At 41.1% G+C, this 15,437-nt stretch carries 13 protein-coding genes; all 13 read left to right on the top strand.

The window, feature by feature from the left end:
• Positions 1–17 precede the first annotated feature (17 nt).
• The 13 genes from dapG (at position 18) to ymfI (ending at position 15,434) form a co-directional block, all read left to right on the top strand.
• Positions 18–1,238: an aspartate kinase gene (gene dapG / locus MOJ78_RS10125; protein WP_304981059.1), complete on the top strand. Its 1,221-nt coding sequence runs from the start codon at positions 18–20 to the stop codon at positions 1,236–1,238.
• Positions 1,239–1,275: 37 nt separating this feature from the next.
• The gene (gene dapA, locus MOJ78_RS10130; protein WP_304981060.1) at positions 1,276–2,148 is read left to right on the top strand and encodes a 4-hydroxy-tetrahydrodipicolinate synthase; all 873 of its coding nucleotides are present in this window, start codon (positions 1,276–1,278) and stop codon (positions 2,146–2,148) included.
• A 177-nt stretch (positions 2,149–2,325) separates the two neighbouring features.
• Positions 2,326–3,105, top strand: a complete 780-nt coding sequence (locus MOJ78_RS10135; protein WP_304981061.1) for a ClpP family protease — start codon at positions 2,326–2,328, stop codon at positions 3,103–3,105.
• The gene (locus tag MOJ78_RS10140; RefSeq protein ID WP_304981062.1) at positions 3,102–3,326 is read left to right on the top strand and encodes a YlzJ-like family protein; all 225 of its coding nucleotides are present in this window, start codon (positions 3,102–3,104) and stop codon (positions 3,324–3,326) included. Before MOJ78_RS10135 ends, MOJ78_RS10140 begins: the two co-directional genes overlap by 4 nt.
• A 292-nt stretch (positions 3,327–3,618) precedes the next feature.
• The gene (locus MOJ78_RS10145) at positions 3,619–5,970 is read left to right on the top strand and encodes a DNA translocase FtsK (RefSeq protein WP_304981063.1); all 2,352 of its coding nucleotides are present in this window, start codon (positions 3,619–3,621) and stop codon (positions 5,968–5,970) included.
• Positions 5,971–6,219: 249 nt separating this feature from the next.
• Positions 6,220–6,942 carry a GntR family transcriptional regulator gene (locus MOJ78_RS10150; protein ID WP_304981064.1) on the top strand — a complete coding sequence of 241 codons (723 nt, stop codon included), beginning with the start codon at positions 6,220–6,222 and terminating at the stop codon, positions 6,940–6,942.
• Positions 6,943–7,048: 106 nt separating this feature from the next.
• Entirely contained in the window at positions 7,049–8,149 is a 1,101-nt protein-coding gene (locus MOJ78_RS10155; protein WP_304981065.1) for a BMP family lipoprotein, read from the top strand.
• Between the two features lie 190 nt (positions 8,150–8,339).
• On the top strand, positions 8,340–9,866 hold the full coding sequence (locus MOJ78_RS10160; protein WP_304981066.1) for an ABC transporter ATP-binding protein: 1,527 nt from the start codon (positions 8,340–8,342) through the stop codon (positions 9,864–9,866).
• Positions 9,867–9,917: 51 nt separating this feature from the next.
• Positions 9,918–10,922 carry an ABC transporter permease gene (locus MOJ78_RS10165; RefSeq protein ID WP_304981229.1) on the top strand — a complete coding sequence of 335 codons (1,005 nt, stop codon included), beginning with the start codon at positions 9,918–9,920 and terminating at the stop codon, positions 10,920–10,922.
• Positions 10,923–11,885 carry an ABC transporter permease gene (locus tag MOJ78_RS10170; protein WP_304981067.1) on the top strand — a complete coding sequence of 321 codons (963 nt, stop codon included), beginning with the start codon at positions 10,923–10,925 and terminating at the stop codon, positions 11,883–11,885.
• A gap of 146 nt (positions 11,886–12,031) precedes the next feature.
• Positions 12,032–13,321 carry an EF-P 5-aminopentanol modification-associated protein YfmF gene (gene yfmF, locus MOJ78_RS10175; RefSeq protein ID WP_304981068.1) on the top strand — a complete coding sequence of 430 codons (1,290 nt, stop codon included), beginning with the start codon at positions 12,032–12,034 and terminating at the stop codon, positions 13,319–13,321.
• Positions 13,314–14,603 carry an EF-P 5-aminopentanol modification-associated protein YfmH gene (yfmH, locus tag MOJ78_RS10180; RefSeq protein WP_304981069.1) on the top strand — a complete coding sequence of 430 codons (1,290 nt, stop codon included), beginning with the start codon at positions 13,314–13,316 and terminating at the stop codon, positions 14,601–14,603. The genes yfmF and yfmH overlap by 8 nt, the downstream gene beginning before the upstream one ends.
• Before the next feature lie 108 nt (positions 14,604–14,711).
• Positions 14,712–15,434: an elongation factor P 5-aminopentanone reductase gene (gene ymfI, locus MOJ78_RS10185; RefSeq protein ID WP_304981070.1), complete on the top strand. Its 723-nt coding sequence runs from the start codon at positions 14,712–14,714 to the stop codon at positions 15,432–15,434.
• Positions 15,435–15,437 lie beyond the last annotated feature (3 nt).

A 15,437-nucleotide genomic window follows, 5' to 3' on the forward strand; every position in this document is an offset into this window, starting at 1 on the left:
TTTAAGAAGGTGCACTCATGAACATAGTTGTACAAAAATTCGGCGGGACATCTTTAAAGGATGAGGACAGTCGCAGCAAGGCGATTGATCATGTTTTAAATGCAGTTCAAAAAGGCCAAAAAGTGGTGGTCGTCGTTTCAGCGATGGGACGTAACGGGGATCCATACGCAACTGACACCTTGTTGGGCCTGATCGGTGGGAGCCAATCGAAAGTGTCCAATCGAGAGTTGGACTTATTAATGTCATGCGGAGAAATTATTTCATCTATCGTATTTACTGAACTTTTAAACAGTAGACAGATCAGTGCCATTTCACTAACAGGTGCTCAGGCTGGTTTCCGAACGACCAATGAGCACAATAATGCGAAAATTATCGAAATGAATTGTGAACGTATTTATACCGCATTTGAGCAAAATGATGTCGTTGTTGTTGCTGGTTTTCAAGGACAATCTGACTCTGGAGATGTGACAACACTCGGACGTGGCGGAAGCGACACCTCTGCTGCAGCACTCGGAGCGGCTCTTAATGCAAGTGTAATAGATATTTTTACAGATGTTGAAGGAGTAATGACGGCAGATCCGAGAATCGTACAAGATGCACGCCCGTTGAACATCGTGTCCTATAACGAAATTTGTAACATGGCTTATCAGGGAGCAAAAGTCATTCATCCGAGGGCGGTTGAAATTGCTATGCAAGCGAAAATCCCACTCCGGATCAGATCAACCTACAGTGATAATGAAGGGACACTTGTAACTTCATCGATTAGTGAAGAAGCAGGAAAAGACATTGAGGAACGTTTGATCACAGGGATCGCCCACGTCGCAAATATTACACAGCTCAAAGTAAATGCAAAAGACGGAGATTATGATTTCCAGAGCAATATATTTAAGGCGATGGCTAAACAACAGATTAGCGTCGACTTTATAAATATTAGTCCTAAGGGTGTTGTATACACAATTAATGCCGATCTAACTGACATTGCTGTTTCAACTTTGAAGGCTATTGGTTATGAACCTGAACTGCACCACCGATGCGCGAAAGTGTCAGCTGTCGGTGCAGGGATCGCAGGAACACCTGGTGTAACGGCAAAAATAGTTGAAGCCCTAGCCAAAGAGGGGATCCATATCCTCCAATCTGCAGACTCCCATACAACCATATGGGTTCTTGTGCAAGAGGACGATATGGCGAAGGCTGTAAATGCCCTTCATAAAGCCTTTGCATTGGATCGAAGTGAATAGCAAGGCAGAAGGGATATACAAGTAAAAGGAGGAGAGAATGTTGAAATTTGGTAGCGTATTAACAGCTATGGTCACACCATTTGACCACAAAGGAAATATTGATTTTACGAAAACGACAAAATTAGTTGAGTATTTGATCAAAAATGGTTCCGATGCTCTTGTAGTTGCGGGTACAACAGGAGAATCCCCTACATTAACGAAAGAAGAAAAAATCGCTCTATTCCGACACGTTGTGAAGGTAGTGGATCATAGGATCCCCGTCATCGCAGGTACCGGAAGCAATAACACCCACGCATCCATTGAGCTTACACAGAAAGCACAGGAAGCTGGTGTAGATGCAGTTATGCTCGTCGCTCCATATTACAACAAGCCTAACCAAGAAGGTATATACTTACACTTCAAAACGATTGCTGAGTCAACGGACCTGCCGGTAATGCTTTACAATATACCAGGACGTTCTGTAATCAATATGACCATTGATACGATCATTCGTCTTTCTGAGGTTTCAAATATCGTATGTGTAAAAGAAGCAAGTGGCGATCTGGATCAAATGACAGAAATTGTTACGAAGACTTCTGATGATTTCCATCTTTACAGCGGTGATGATGGATTAACGCTGCCTGTCCTCTCTATAGGAGGAGATGGCATCGTATCTGTTGCATCGCATGTTATTGGAAATGAAATGCAGGCGATGGTTTCGGATTTCAAGGAAGGTCGTATAAAGGATGCAGCCGAAAAGCACGGTAGGCTGTTACCGGTGATGCGTGAACTTTTCGCAGCACCGAGTCCTACGCCTGTGAAAACGGCACTTCAGATTCGAGGGATTGATGTTGGTGGTGTACGTTTACCACTTGTTCCTTTGAATGAACAGGAACGTGTTCGGTTATCTGCGGTGTTAAGCGAAATTTAATTTATAAGAGACTGACAATGTGACTGGCATCTTCCATGAATGATGAGATGTTGATCAATGTGTCAGTCTTTTTTTCGATTTGAAAAATTGTAAATAAGGCTAATTCTTGGATAGAATGAATCACAATAAGACAATACTAAAGTGAGAGTATAGCTTGTTGTGAAAGGAGCCTCACCCATGAATCAGCAACCGGACCGAAACGATGCACGGGTAACACCTAGTACACCGGCGCAGCCTAGCAAACCACAAAAGCAGAATCAACCGAATAAAGACAGCGATAATCTTGTAAACAAAATACAGCAAATGGGACAGACGAACATTCCACAAGTGGAGCAGTCCAATATCCACTGTTTGACGATTATTGGACAAATAGAAGGGCACGTACAATTACCGCCTAATAATAAGACGACTAAATATGAGCATATGATTCCCCAGCTCGTTGCAATCGAACAAAACCCGAAAATAGAAGGTGTGCTTGTCATTTTGAACACAGTAGGCGGAGATGTAGAGGCAGGCCTTGCAATTGCTGAAATGATCGCCTCCCTTTCCAAGCCGAGCGTATGTCTTGTTTTAGGCGGAGGGCATTCGATTGGAGTTCCGATCGCTGTAGCAGGAGATTATTCATTTATCGCAGAAACCGCTACAATGACAATACATCCAGTTCGATTGACAGGCTTAGTTATCGGAGTTCCTCAATCCTTTGAATATATGGATAGAATGCAGGATCGGGTAATCAGTTTTGTTTTGCGGCATTCGAATATTGAAGAGGAAAAATTTAAAGACCTCATGCTATCAAAAGGAAACCTTACACGGGATATCGGTACGAATGTAGTTGGTGATGATGCTGTCGAATATGGACTGATCAATCAGGTAGGCGGACTTGGGATGGCAATGAAGAAATTGAACGAGTTGATCGAATCGAATAAACCTAAAGAAGAACAGGATTATGTCCAATGATTTTATATACAGTCATGCCTCATGAGTTCATGTTCGAGTCTAAACTGTCCGATTATGAAAAGCAGTCGGTCATTGAATTGAACGGCGTACCTGTGATGGTCGAACGTATGGAAGACCAGAACTGCAGAATTGTGCGTATGATGAGCACGGATCCAACCCATTTTATGAATCCGAACCTTCAACCAGGAACAATCTTAAAGATGTCCTACACGTGGGAGTAAAGTCGTGCTAGTTCACTTCATTTTCGTATGATATAATTACAATATTCAGCAGGAGGGTGACTCAATAGAGGCCAGACTCGCTCCGGATAAATAGGATTACTCATTTGGACAGGCTAATGTTCTTTGAGTAAGATCTATTTTGGGGTGCCTGGCTCCTTGAATGTGAGTCACCCTTTTATAGACTTCTTATTACATATTCGTCTTTTATTTAACACATATTCATCGATAATTTACATAATCACCCCTTACATAACATCAAGAAACTAAAATTAATGAGAGGTGAAATCGAATCATGCCAAAACGAAAAAAGAAAAACAAAAAGAAATCGAGCTGGAAATCTCAACTTTCTTTTGAGATCTTCGGCTTGTTATTGCTTGCATTAACACTGATCGCTGCTGCTGAATTCGGGAAGGTAGGCCAAGCTTTTGCAAATTTATTCCGAATATTCGGTGGTGAGTGGTACGGAATATTATTACTAGGAGTTTTCTTTTTATCCATTTATATGATCTGGAAACGAAAGCTTCCTGCTTTTTTTACACGTCGCCTTACAGGAGCATACCTTTTCGTTTTTGGATTGCTATTGCAGAGCCATATAAAACTGTTTGAGCTATTATCAGGGAATGGGGATTGGAAGAATGCTTCTGTCATTCAAAATACGTGGGAATTGTTTGTGTTGAAGCAGGGTGGAAACCCAGCGTATGACGATCTTGGCGGGGGTATGATCGGAGCGGTCGGCTTTGCGTTTACGTATTTTTTATTTGCTGCCGAAGGGACACAGGTCATTATTTTCTTCCTTTGGATTATAGCTGTTCTGTTAATAACCGGATTATCGATGAAGGATATTCTTGCAAAGTTCATTTTACCGGTTAAATCATTAATAATAAATACATATGAGGATTGGAAGGACCATTTACAAGGATGGAAAGATCAGAAGAAGGCTGAGAAAAAGAAAGAACGGAAATCACGAGGTCATCGAACGACAAAACAAGAGTCGGATGATAAAAATGAAGAAGGCATCGAATATTCTGAGCCGATTATTGAAGATTTCACTGAAAATGCATATCAGGAATCGTTTGAGTTTGAAGAGCTCAAGAACAATAAACAAGAAAACAAGCAAGCAGATGTACAAAAGAGCACTGAAAAGAGTCCAAAAGTGTCTAAAAGCGATAATCTGGATGTATCTTCTGGATTTTCGGTTACAGAAGTGGAAAATGAATCGTATGAGCTTCCTTCCTATGAACTTCTGGATCGTCCTGTAAAAACGGGACAGCACCGGGAACGGCAGCATGTATCAGAGAATACTAGAAAGCTTGAAAGAACCTTTGAAAGCTTCGGTGTCAAAGCAAAGGTTGTAAAGGTGCATTTAGGTCCTGCCGTAACAAAGTACGAGGTTCAGCCAGCAATCGGAGTAAAGGTGAGCAAAATCGTAAACCTGACTGATGATCTTGCTCTTGCTTTAGCAGCCAAGGACTTACGAATCGAAGCACCTATACCTGGAAGATCAGCAATTGGGATTGAGGTACCGAACCAGGAAGTTGCAATGGTTTCCTTAAGGGAAGTAATCGATTCGAAACGGAATGATCATGAATCAAAGCTTAGCATCGGTCTTGGTAGAGATATTTCCGGAGAACAGATTCTTACAGATTTGAGTAAGATGCCGCATTTACTTGTAGCTGGAGCTACAGGAAGCGGGAAGAGTGTTTGTATTAACGGCATCATTACCAGCATCCTGATGAAGGCTAAGCCGCATGAAGTGAAAATGATGATGATTGACCCGAAGATGGTCGAATTGAATGTATATAATGGAATCCCTCACTTATTAGCACCTGTCGTAACAGAACCGAAAAAGGCAGCTCAAGCGTTAAAACGTGTTGTTAATGAGATGGAACGTCGCTATGAACTATTTTCGCATAGTGGTACGCGGAATGTTGAGGGCTATAACAATATGATCAAGCGTAACAACGAGGGAACCGATGCGAAACAACCGCTGCTGCCATACATTGTTGTAATCGTAGATGAATTAGCTGACTTAATGATGGTAGCATCAGGTGATGTCGAAGATGCAATTACAAGATTAGCACAAATGGCACGTGCTGCTGGAATACACTTGATCATTGCAACACAAAGACCATCTGTTGATGTTATAACGGGTGTCATTAAAGCGAATATCCCATCTAGAATTGCGTTTAGTGTGTCCTCCTCAACAGATTCACGTACGATTCTTGACATGGGTGGAGCGGAAAAGCTTTTAGGAAAAGGGGACATGCTTTTCTTCCCGATCGGTGCGAACAAGCCTACACGTGTACAAGGAGCCTTTTTATCCGATGAAGAAGTCCAGAAGGTTGTCGATTTCGTCATATCCCAGCAAAAAGCAAAATATCAGGAAGAAATGATTCCTACTGATGAACCTGAAAAAACCATTCAGGAGGTTGAGGATGACTTGTTCGATGATGCGGTCAGCTTGATTTTGGAAATGCAAACAGCATCTGTTTCAATGCTGCAACGACGGTTCCGAATCGGCTATACACGAGCAGCACGGCTTATCGATGCGATGGAAGCAAGAGGTATCGTTGGTCCATATGAGGGAAGCAAACCGAGAGAGGTTTTAATTTCAGCACACGAAAACGATGCATCATCAAGCTAATTCAAAAATCATAAGAAGCGTTCTGTCGATCGGTTAAGTAAAATCGAGAGCCATTCAGGCTCTCAATTTTTTTGCTGAAGGCTCCTTTTTTATGACATACTAGTAATCTAAACGAAATAATTTTATTTTTTATGTAAAATTAGTATTTATTTATCATTGTAAAAATGATATAGTATTGTCGAATCTTGTTACATTTCATTTACTTGAACATTACACAAATGTATACGCTTTCTAGGGGTGGGAGAACGGTTGACTATAAAAACAGACCATAGGTTATTATATTTACAAGTGATCGAACACATAAAACAGGATATAGAAGCTGGGAAATACCAAGAGGGTGAACGGCTTCCAAGCGAATTTGAACTTTCCAAGCAACTGGGAATCAGCAGAGCAACCTTGAGGGAAGCGTTACGTATTCTTGAGGATGAAAACATCGTTGTACGTCGTCACGGTGTTGGTACGTTTGTACGAGCACGAGCACTATTTTCGTCAGGTATAGAGGAATTGTTCAGTGTCACAGAAATGATTGAACGTGGAGGAAAAAAGCCTGGAACAGTTTTTTTATCATCAAACACGAGACAAGCTACAGAGGAAGAAGCAAGACGGTTCAAGCTTCATACAGAGGAATCTGTCCTTGTTGTTGAACGGGTCCGTACAGCAGATCATGTACCTGTCGTCTATTGTTTGGATCACATTCCATCCAACCTTCTACCAATAAAACATAATCAAGAAGAATCATTGTTCAATTTGCTGGAAAAAGAGGCAAACAGAAGTGTTTTGTATGCGGTTACACACATCGAACCAATTGGTTATCATAATCGGATATCTGAAATATTAGAATGTCCACCGGAAGCTTCATTACTTGTATTGAAGCAAATGCATTATGACCAGAATGATAAACCCGTGCTTTACTCAGTCAATTATTTTCGGTCCGATACGTTTGACTTCCATGTTGTCAGACGTCGGGTGTGATGAAAGTCAACTAATTTAAGGGGGTGTTGGGCCTAACCGTTAGTAGTCGTGTTAGAAGGGATTGCATTATACTTAAAAAAATATAACTTTTGGGGGTTTTACGAACATGAAAAAACGTTATGGTTTATTGATGTCAATGGTTTTAGCTGCTGGTACTTTGCTAACTGCATGCGGTGGCGGAGACGATGAAGCAGGAGATACTGGAGGAAAGAAAGAGGATTCGTTTAAAGTAGCAATGGTTACAGATACTGGTGGGGTAGACGATAAGTCGTTTAACCAATCAGCATGGGAAGGTCTTAAAAAGTTTGGTGCAGACAATGATTTGAAGGAAGATGAAGGCTACACTTACCTTCAATCAAACGACCAAAGTGATTACCGCCCAAACCTTAATAACTTGATTCGTCAAGGTTATGATCTTGTATTCGGGATCGGGTTTCTTATGCAGCAGGATATTCAAGACGTAGCAATGCAACAAAAGGATGCAAAGCTTGCACTTGTTGACAGTGTTGCAGTTGGAGAAGATAAAAAGCCACTTGAAAACGTTGCAAGTATTACCTTTAAAGAGCATCAAGGCTCATTCCTAGTTGGACTAGTCGCAGGACTTCAAACTACAACGAATAAAATCGGTTTTGTCGGTGGAGTTGAAAGCGCACTGATCAAAAAGTTTGAAAACGGATTTAAAGCAGGTGTTCTTACAGCAAATCCAGACGCTGAAATTTATGTGCAATATGCAGGGGACTTCAACGATGCTGCAAAAGGTGCAACCATCGCTTCTACACTTTACGGTAAAGGCGCAGACATCATCTACCATGCAGCAGGAGGAACTGGTGCAGGCGTATTCACTGAAGCAATCAACCGTAAGAAAAATGGTGAGGATGTTTGGGTGATCGGTGTTGACCGTGACCAGTTTGCTGAAGGTGTTTACGATAAGGAAAAAAACAAAAGTGTAACGTTAACATCTATGGTTAAACGTGTAGATACTGCAGTATACGAAGTTTCAACTCAAACGATGGAAGGAAACTTCCCTGGTGGAGAAATTGTTGAATTCGGACTAAAGGAAGACGGGGTCGGAATTGCTCCAACAAAGGACAACGTTTCTGAAGAGGCTCTTAATACGGTTGACGAGTACAAAGAAAAGATCATCAACGGTGATGTAACTGTACCAAAGACTGATGAAGAGTTCGAAACATTCAAGAGTGAAATGTAACTAATTTAATTGCACATTACAAAGGCTGGTATTCATTACTGGCCTTTGTTCATGTAATAGCATAGTTTTAATTGGTGGAAAATAAGGGAGATTATATAAAAAAGCACGATGAAAACGGACTTTAGGAATTTTCAGGTGAACAGCATTTATTCAAGAGAATAGAAGGATATGAGAACGGGAGGGATGGTTATTGGATTACGTAATTGAAATGCGGAACATTCGTAAAGAGTTCCCTGGCATTGTTGCAAACGACAATGTAACACTCCAGGTTGAAAAAGGTGAAATACATGCACTATTAGGAGAAAATGGAGCTGGTAAATCTACGTTGATGAACGTTCTCTTTGGGCTGTACCAGCCAGAAAAAGGAGAGATCTACGTTCGTGGTGAAAAAGTAGAAATTACCGACCCGAACATTGCAAATAACCTTGGAATCGGAATGGTCCACCAACATTTTATGCTCGTAGAGAATTTTACCGTTACTGAAAATATCATCCTTGGCCACGAGCCTGTCAGCGGTGGACAAGTAGATATTAAAAAAGCGGCTAAGAAAGTTGAAGAAATTTCCGAGCAATATGGTCTGAAAGTTGATCCTTTTGCAAAAATAGAGGACATTTCGGTTGGAATGCAACAGCGTGTTGAAATCCTTAAGACACTTTATCGTGGTGCGGAAATTCTGATCTTTGATGAACCTACTGCGGTGCTTACACCCCAAGAAATCAAAGAGCTGATTCAAATTTTGAAGAGGCTGATTGCAGAAGGCAAATCAATTATCTTGATCACCCATAAGCTTAAGGAAATCATGGAGGTCTGCCATCGTTGTACGGTCATTCGTCGCGGTGAAGGAATCGGAACTGTGAATGTAGCAGATACAAATCGTGATGAATTGGCATCGATGATGGTCGGACGTGATGTCTCATTTACTATTGAAAAAGATGAAGCCAAGCCGCAGCAGTCTGTCCTTGAAATCGAAAATATTACGGTTAAAGATTCAAGGGGAATTTCTGCTATCAATGGCTTGAATCTTACCGTACGGGCAGGAGAAATCATTGGAATCGCAGGTGTTGACGGCAACGGCCAGACCGAACTTATTGAAGCAATCACAGGTTTAAGGAAGGTTTCAAGCGGAAAGGTTCAATTGAATGGGAATGACATTACCAATCATAAGCCTCGTAAGGTTACTGAGGCGGGTGTCGGTCATATTCCCCAGGACAGACATAAACATGGTCTTGTACTTGATTTTTCAATCGGTGAGAACATGGTGCTGCAAACGTACTATCAGGAACCTTTTTCTAAATATAAACAATTGAATGCAAATCAAATTTTCAGTAAAGCGAAGCAGTTGATCGATCAGTTTGACGTTCGGACCCCTAGTGTTCAAACGATGGCTCGCGCATTATCAGGTGGGAATCAGCAAAAAGCGATTATTGCGCGTGAAGTTGACAGAAGCCCTGATTTGTTAATTGCGGCACAACCTACCCGGGGTCTTGACGTAGGTGCGATTGAATTCATTCATTCTAAATTGATTGAAGAACGTGATGCGAATAAAGCAGTTCTACTCGTGTCATTCGAGCTTGAAGAAGTTATGAACGTGAGTGATCGGATAGCGGTTATTTATGAAGGGGAAATTGTTGCAATTGTCGATCCAAAAGAAATATCAGAACAAGAATTAGGCTTGCTAATGGCAGGCTCTAAGCAAAAGAAAACGGAGGAGATGTAAGTGAAACTGCAAAAAGCATTAGTCAAGCTCATTGTACCGATAATTGCAGTCATGTTAGGTCTCCTCATCGGTGCGATAATCATGATGACAAGTGGGTATAACCCTCTTGAAGCTTATACGGCATTATTCAATGGGATTTTTAGTGAACCGTACTTCCTTGGCGAGACAGTTCGTCAAATGACACCGTTGATCTTGTCTGGACTCGCAGTTGCGTTTGCGTTCCGTACAGGACTATTTAATATCGGTGTTGAGGGTCAATTGCTTGTTGGTTGGCTAGCATCTGTTTATGTCGGTATTGCTGTTGAAGGTCTTCCGGCATTTATTCATGTACCGCTTGCGATTCTAGCAGCAGCGGCAGCAGGTGCTTTATGGGGATTGGTACCTGGTTATTTAAAGGCAAGATTCAGAGTGCACGAAGTAATTACTACGATTATGTTGAACTATGTTGCATTGCATGTAACAAACGCTATTATTCGTGCGTATCTTCTTGCTCCGGGTGAGCGTACGGAAGATATCCAATCGAGCGCATCGTTGGCTTCACCATTTTTACAGGAAATCACAGACTTTTCCAGGATGCATTATGGGTTCATCGTAGCTCTAATAGCTGCTGTACTTATGTGGTATATCCTTTGGAAAACAACAACAGGTTACGAGTTAAGAGCAGTTGGATTCAATGAGCATGCATCAAATTATGCTGGGATCAATGTTCGCAAAAACATCATCCTATCAATGTGTATTTCTGGTGGATTTGCAGGAGTAGCAGGTGCGATGCAAGGCTTGGGAACGTATCAATATATGACAATTAATGCAGCATTTACAGGGGTCGGATTTGATGGGATCGCTGTTGCCCTTCTTGGTGCGAACAGTGCAATCGGCATCATCCTAGCTGCAGGTTTGTTCGGAGGATTGAAAATCGGTGCACTGAACATGCAGGCAATCGCTAATGTTCCACCGGAGCTGATCACAATTGTCATTGCGCTGATTATTTTCTTCGTTGCATCCAGCTATCTCGTTCACTGGTTACGAAACCGGATTAACAAAAGGGGGAAAATCTAGATGGATCTCATGCAAATCTTATCAATCATCGTACCAACAGCCATCTTTGCTGCTGCCCCGTTAATCCTGACCGCACTTGGCGGAGTATTCAGTGAACGGTCTGGAGTCGTCAACATCGGCTTGGAGGGCCTCATGATGGTGGGTGCCTTCACGGGTGCCGTATTCACTTATTTCGGAGAGACTTGGGGCTTTGGTGCTGCTTCTCCATGGTTTTCATTTGTTGTAGCAATCATTTTCGGTGCATTGTTTTCATTGCTTCATGCAGTGGCAAGTATTTCTTTTCGTGCCGATCAAGTAGTCAGTGGTGTTGCCTTGAATTTTCTTGCTGCAGGACTGACGATTTTCCTCGTGAAAAAGATATTCGATGCAGGGCAGTCACCTTATATTACACATCGGATTTTTAAAGGTGATGTTCCTTTTCTAAGTGATATACCAATCATTGGGCCACTATTATTCAGTAAGGCTTATGTAACGTCATATATAGCAATTGCACTTGCTTTTGTCGTCTGGTATATCATTTATAAAACGCCATTCGGTCTTCGACTACGGTCTGTCGGGGAACACCCTATGGCTGCAGACACGATGGGAATCAATGTAACGAAAATGAGATACATGGGTGTCATGCTGAGTGGTGCTTTTGCTGGACTTGGTGGAGCAATATATGCTACATCGATCAGTGGAAACTTTACGCATTCTACGATTGCAGGACAAGGATTCATGGCTCTTGCAGCGATGATTTTTGGGAAATGGCATCCGCTCGGAGCACTTGGTGCTGCACTATTCTTCGGGTTAGCGCAGTCCTTAAGCATTACCGGTCAACAGATTCCATTATTGAAGGAAATTCCGGATGTATATTTGCTAATTTCACCTTATGTGTTAACGATTCTTGCACTTGCTGGATTCGTTGGACGTGCAGATGCGCCAAAAGCAATCGGAAAACCTTACGAAAAAGGAAAACGATGATGGTTAGAGAACTTCTCTTTATAAGGGAAGTTCTTTTTTATAGGATGTTCTCATACTTTTATATGTCCATTACGTATACTATATTGGTTTATGATTCCGTACTAGTTAGGGTAGACTAACTAAAAAAAGAAGGAGAGGTCCGTTTCATGACAAAAACAAAAGAACCTCGTACAACCAACTACGAGGGCTTTAGACTGCATCTTATTGAAACTGAAAAGTATAAAACGACAACAATTGCAGTGAACATCAAACGAAAAATCGAACCTGAAAATGTCACAAAACGAGCGTTATTGTCACAAGTTTTAAAAAGCGGAACGAAATCCTATCCATCTTCACTACATATCCACCGTTTTTTAGAAGATATGTACGGGGCAGGATTTTCTTCGTCTGTCGTAAAAAAAGGGACATATCAGATCATTTCAGTACGCATGGATGTTTCGAATGAAAGGTTTTTATTAGAGCAAACGCCACTATTGGATCGTGCACTTGCGTTTCTTGCAGAAGTTGTTCAAAATCCAGTGACTGATGGAAATCAGTTTGACGGAAAAATTGTTGAAAAGGAAAAACGGGTTTTAAAACAGCGGATTCAATCGATTTATGACGATAAAATGCGTTATGCAAATAAACGTCTGATTGAAGAAATGTTCAAAGATGATGTCTATGCCCACCACGCTTTTGGTAAGGAAGAGGAGGTTGATTCAATTACATCTGCTGATCTCTATTCTTATTATCAAAATGTGCTTAAAAACGATGAAATCGATATTTATGTGATTGGCGATATCGAAGGCACATCGGTTGAGAACAGCGTTCAAACAAATTTTCAATTAAGCGCGCGTGAAAACGTTGTAGATCCGGGTACATCTAGATATGAACGAAAACAAAAAGAAAATGTAATATTCGATGAGCAGGATGTCAAACAAGGCAAGCTTCATATCGGCTATCGGACCTCGATAACGTTTTCTGACCCGAAGTATTACGCAATGCAAGTGTTCAATGGAATTTTCGGGGGGTTCTCACACTCGAAATTGTTTATTAATGTCCGTGAAAAAGAGAGCCTTGCATACTATGCAGTTTCAAGAATGGAGAGTCATATTGGTGCACTTTTTGTCATGTCCGGGATTGAATTCCAAAATTATGAGAAGGCAGTAAAGATTATCCGTGAACAGATGGATCACATGAAAAACGGATCAATAACAGATGCTGAATTTAATCAAACAAAGGAAATGCTGCGGAATCAAATACTTGAATCCGTAGATAGCCCTAACGGCTGGATCGAATTGTTGTACCACTCACAAGTTTCAGGTGTGGAAAGAACGATTGATGAATGGCTGGAAGGAATCAGCAAAGTTACGTTACAGAAAGTCGTTGAAGCTGCGGATACAGTAACCCTCGATACGATTTATTTCTTAAAAGGGGAGGGTCAATCGAATGAATGAGATCAATTATGACCAGCTGAAGGAAACACTTTATTCTGAAGTGCTTGACAATGGATTGAAGGTTTATATTTTACCGAAAAAGGGATTCAACAAAACATTTGCAACGTTTACCACAAAATACGGATCGGTTGACAATCATTTTGTACCACTCGGAAAAGACGAAAAGGTCATTGTACCTGATGGAATTGCTCATTTTCTCGAGCATAAACTATTTGAAAAAGAAGATGGGGATGTATTTCAAGATTTCAGTAAACAAGGAGCATCCGCAAATGCATTTACTTCCTTTACGCGTACGGCATACTTGTTTTCGAGTACATCATACGTTAAGAAAAATCTAGAAACGTTAATCGATTTTGTTCAAGAACCGTATTTTACAGAAAAAACAGTTGAAAAGGAAAAAGGGATTATCGCCCAGGAAATCGAGATGTATGATGATAATCCGGACTGGAGAGTATATTTCGGCGTAATCGAAAATATGTTCCACCATCACCCAGTTAAGATTGATATCGCAGGTACTGTTCCGTCAATCGCAAAAATTACGAAGGATCTTCTTTATACGTGTTATGAAACGTTTTACCACCCAAGCAATATGCTGTTGTTTGTCGTAGGTAATGTCGAACCTGAAGGAATCATGAAGTTTGTTAAAGAAAATCAGTCCAAAAAAGAGTTCGCCCCCAAGGAAGAGATTAAACGCTTTTCAGAAGAAGAACCTGCTGAAGTCGCAAAAAAGAAATCGGTTATAAAGATGACAGTCCAAACACCAAAATGTATGATTGGATTCAAGGAATCAAAACCGAACCGTTATGGTGAGGAACGTTTAGTACAGGAGATTACTGTCAACCTGCTTCTCGATTATATGTTCGGTCAAAGTTCGATCTACTATGAAGAGCTTTATAATGAAGGCTTGATCGATCAAACATTTTCATTTGATTACACTGAAGAAGGTGAATTCGGTTTTTCATTGATTGGCGGAGATACGAGTGATCCGGATCAGCTCTCGGAACGTCTAGTATCAATTATTGATACAGTAAAATCAAAAGGGATCGACATTGAATCGATAGATCGTTTAAAAAAGAAAAAAATGGGCGGATTTTTAAGATCAATGAATTCACCTGAGTATATTGCAAATCAGTTTACTCGCTATGAGTTTGGAGATATGGATCTTTTCAAAGTGGTCGAAACCTATGAAAAAGTCACACCGGAAATTTTAGAACGAACATTGAACCAACATTTTGATCAAAAAGCATTTACAAGTTGTCAAGTTCGACCGAAAAAGGGATAATAGGATGTGGATGGTAATGGGGTTGGCTCACCTGAGTCAGCTCCTTTTTAGAGGACGTTTTTCTTAAGTTGAAGCACGGATTTTACGATTCATATTATGGAGGAACTGATGAAGAAATATGCGCTAATAACAGGTGCTAGCGGGGATATCGGCAAATCGATTGCAGCCGGACTTGCTGCAGACGGCTACAACCTTTACATACATTACTTTCAAAATAAACAGAGCTGTGAGCAATTGAAAAATGAACTAGATAAGCGGGTAGAGTGCCATCTTGTCCAAGCCGATCTTGCTCAAGCTGATGGAGTTCAAAATCTTGTTCGTCAGCTTTCAACACCGATTGATGTACTTGTCTATAACTGTGGGCGCTCGGTGACAGGATTGATTACCGATGTATCACCGCAAGAACTTGATGAAATGACCCAGCTCCATTTGAAAAGTCCTTTTCAGATCGTTCAATATTTGCTCCCAAATATGATTTCAGAAAAGGAAGGGTCAGTTGTCATGATCTCCTCGATCTGGGGAGAAACCGGGGCATCTTGTGAGGTCCTTTATTCAATGGTTAAAGGCGGGATCAATTCCATGGTAAAAGCATTATCGAAAGAACTTGCACCGAGTGGAATTAGAGTAAATGCAGTGGCACCGGGTATGGTCGCAACTAAAATGAATCAGTATTTAACAGAGGAAGAACTTGATGACCTCCAGGATGACATACCTCTCGGAAGACTAGGTCTACCTGATGAGATTGCTGATGCGGTCGGTTTTCTCGTCTCCAAAAAGTCATCTTATATCACTGGACAAATCATTTCTGTGAATGGTGCTTGGTATTGTTAAAGC

The sequence above is a fragment of the Alkalihalobacillus sp. AL-G genome (assembly GCF_030643805.1).
GTDB lineage: Bacteria > Bacillota > Bacilli > Bacillales > Fictibacillaceae > Pseudalkalibacillus.

Excerpts from the sequence above, each read along its gene's own strand:
- MOJ78_RS10155 (WP_304981065.1), top strand. The coding sequence starts at position 7,049 with ATGAAAAAACGTTATGGTTTATTGATGTCAATGGTTTTAGCTGCTGGT.
- MOJ78_RS10170 (WP_304981067.1), top strand. The coding sequence starts at position 10,923 with ATGGATCTCATGCAAATCTTATCAATCATCGTACCAACAGCCATCTTT.
- yfmH (WP_304981069.1), top strand. The coding sequence starts at position 13,314 with ATGAATGAGATCAATTATGACCAGCTGAAGGAAACACTTTATTCTGAA.
- MOJ78_RS10140 (WP_304981062.1), top strand. The coding sequence starts at position 3,102 with ATGATTTTATATACAGTCATGCCTCATGAGTTCATGTTCGAGTCTAAA.
- ymfI (WP_304981070.1), top strand. The coding sequence starts at position 14,712 with ATGAAGAAATATGCGCTAATAACAGGTGCTAGCGGGGATATCGGCAAA.
- dapG (WP_304981059.1), top strand. The coding sequence starts at position 18 with ATGAACATAGTTGTACAAAAATTCGGCGGGACATCTTTAAAGGATGAG.
- dapA (WP_304981060.1), top strand. The coding sequence starts at position 1,276 with ATGTTGAAATTTGGTAGCGTATTAACAGCTATGGTCACACCATTTGAC.
- MOJ78_RS10135 (WP_304981061.1), top strand. The coding sequence starts at position 2,326 with ATGAATCAGCAACCGGACCGAAACGATGCACGGGTAACACCTAGTACA.
- yfmF (WP_304981068.1), top strand. The coding sequence starts at position 12,032 with ATGACAAAAACAAAAGAACCTCGTACAACCAACTACGAGGGCTTTAGA.
- MOJ78_RS10145 (WP_304981063.1), top strand. The coding sequence starts at position 3,619 with ATGCCAAAACGAAAAAAGAAAAACAAAAAGAAATCGAGCTGGAAATCT.
- MOJ78_RS10165 (WP_304981229.1), top strand. The coding sequence starts at position 9,918 with ATGTTAGGTCTCCTCATCGGTGCGATAATCATGATGACAAGTGGGTAT.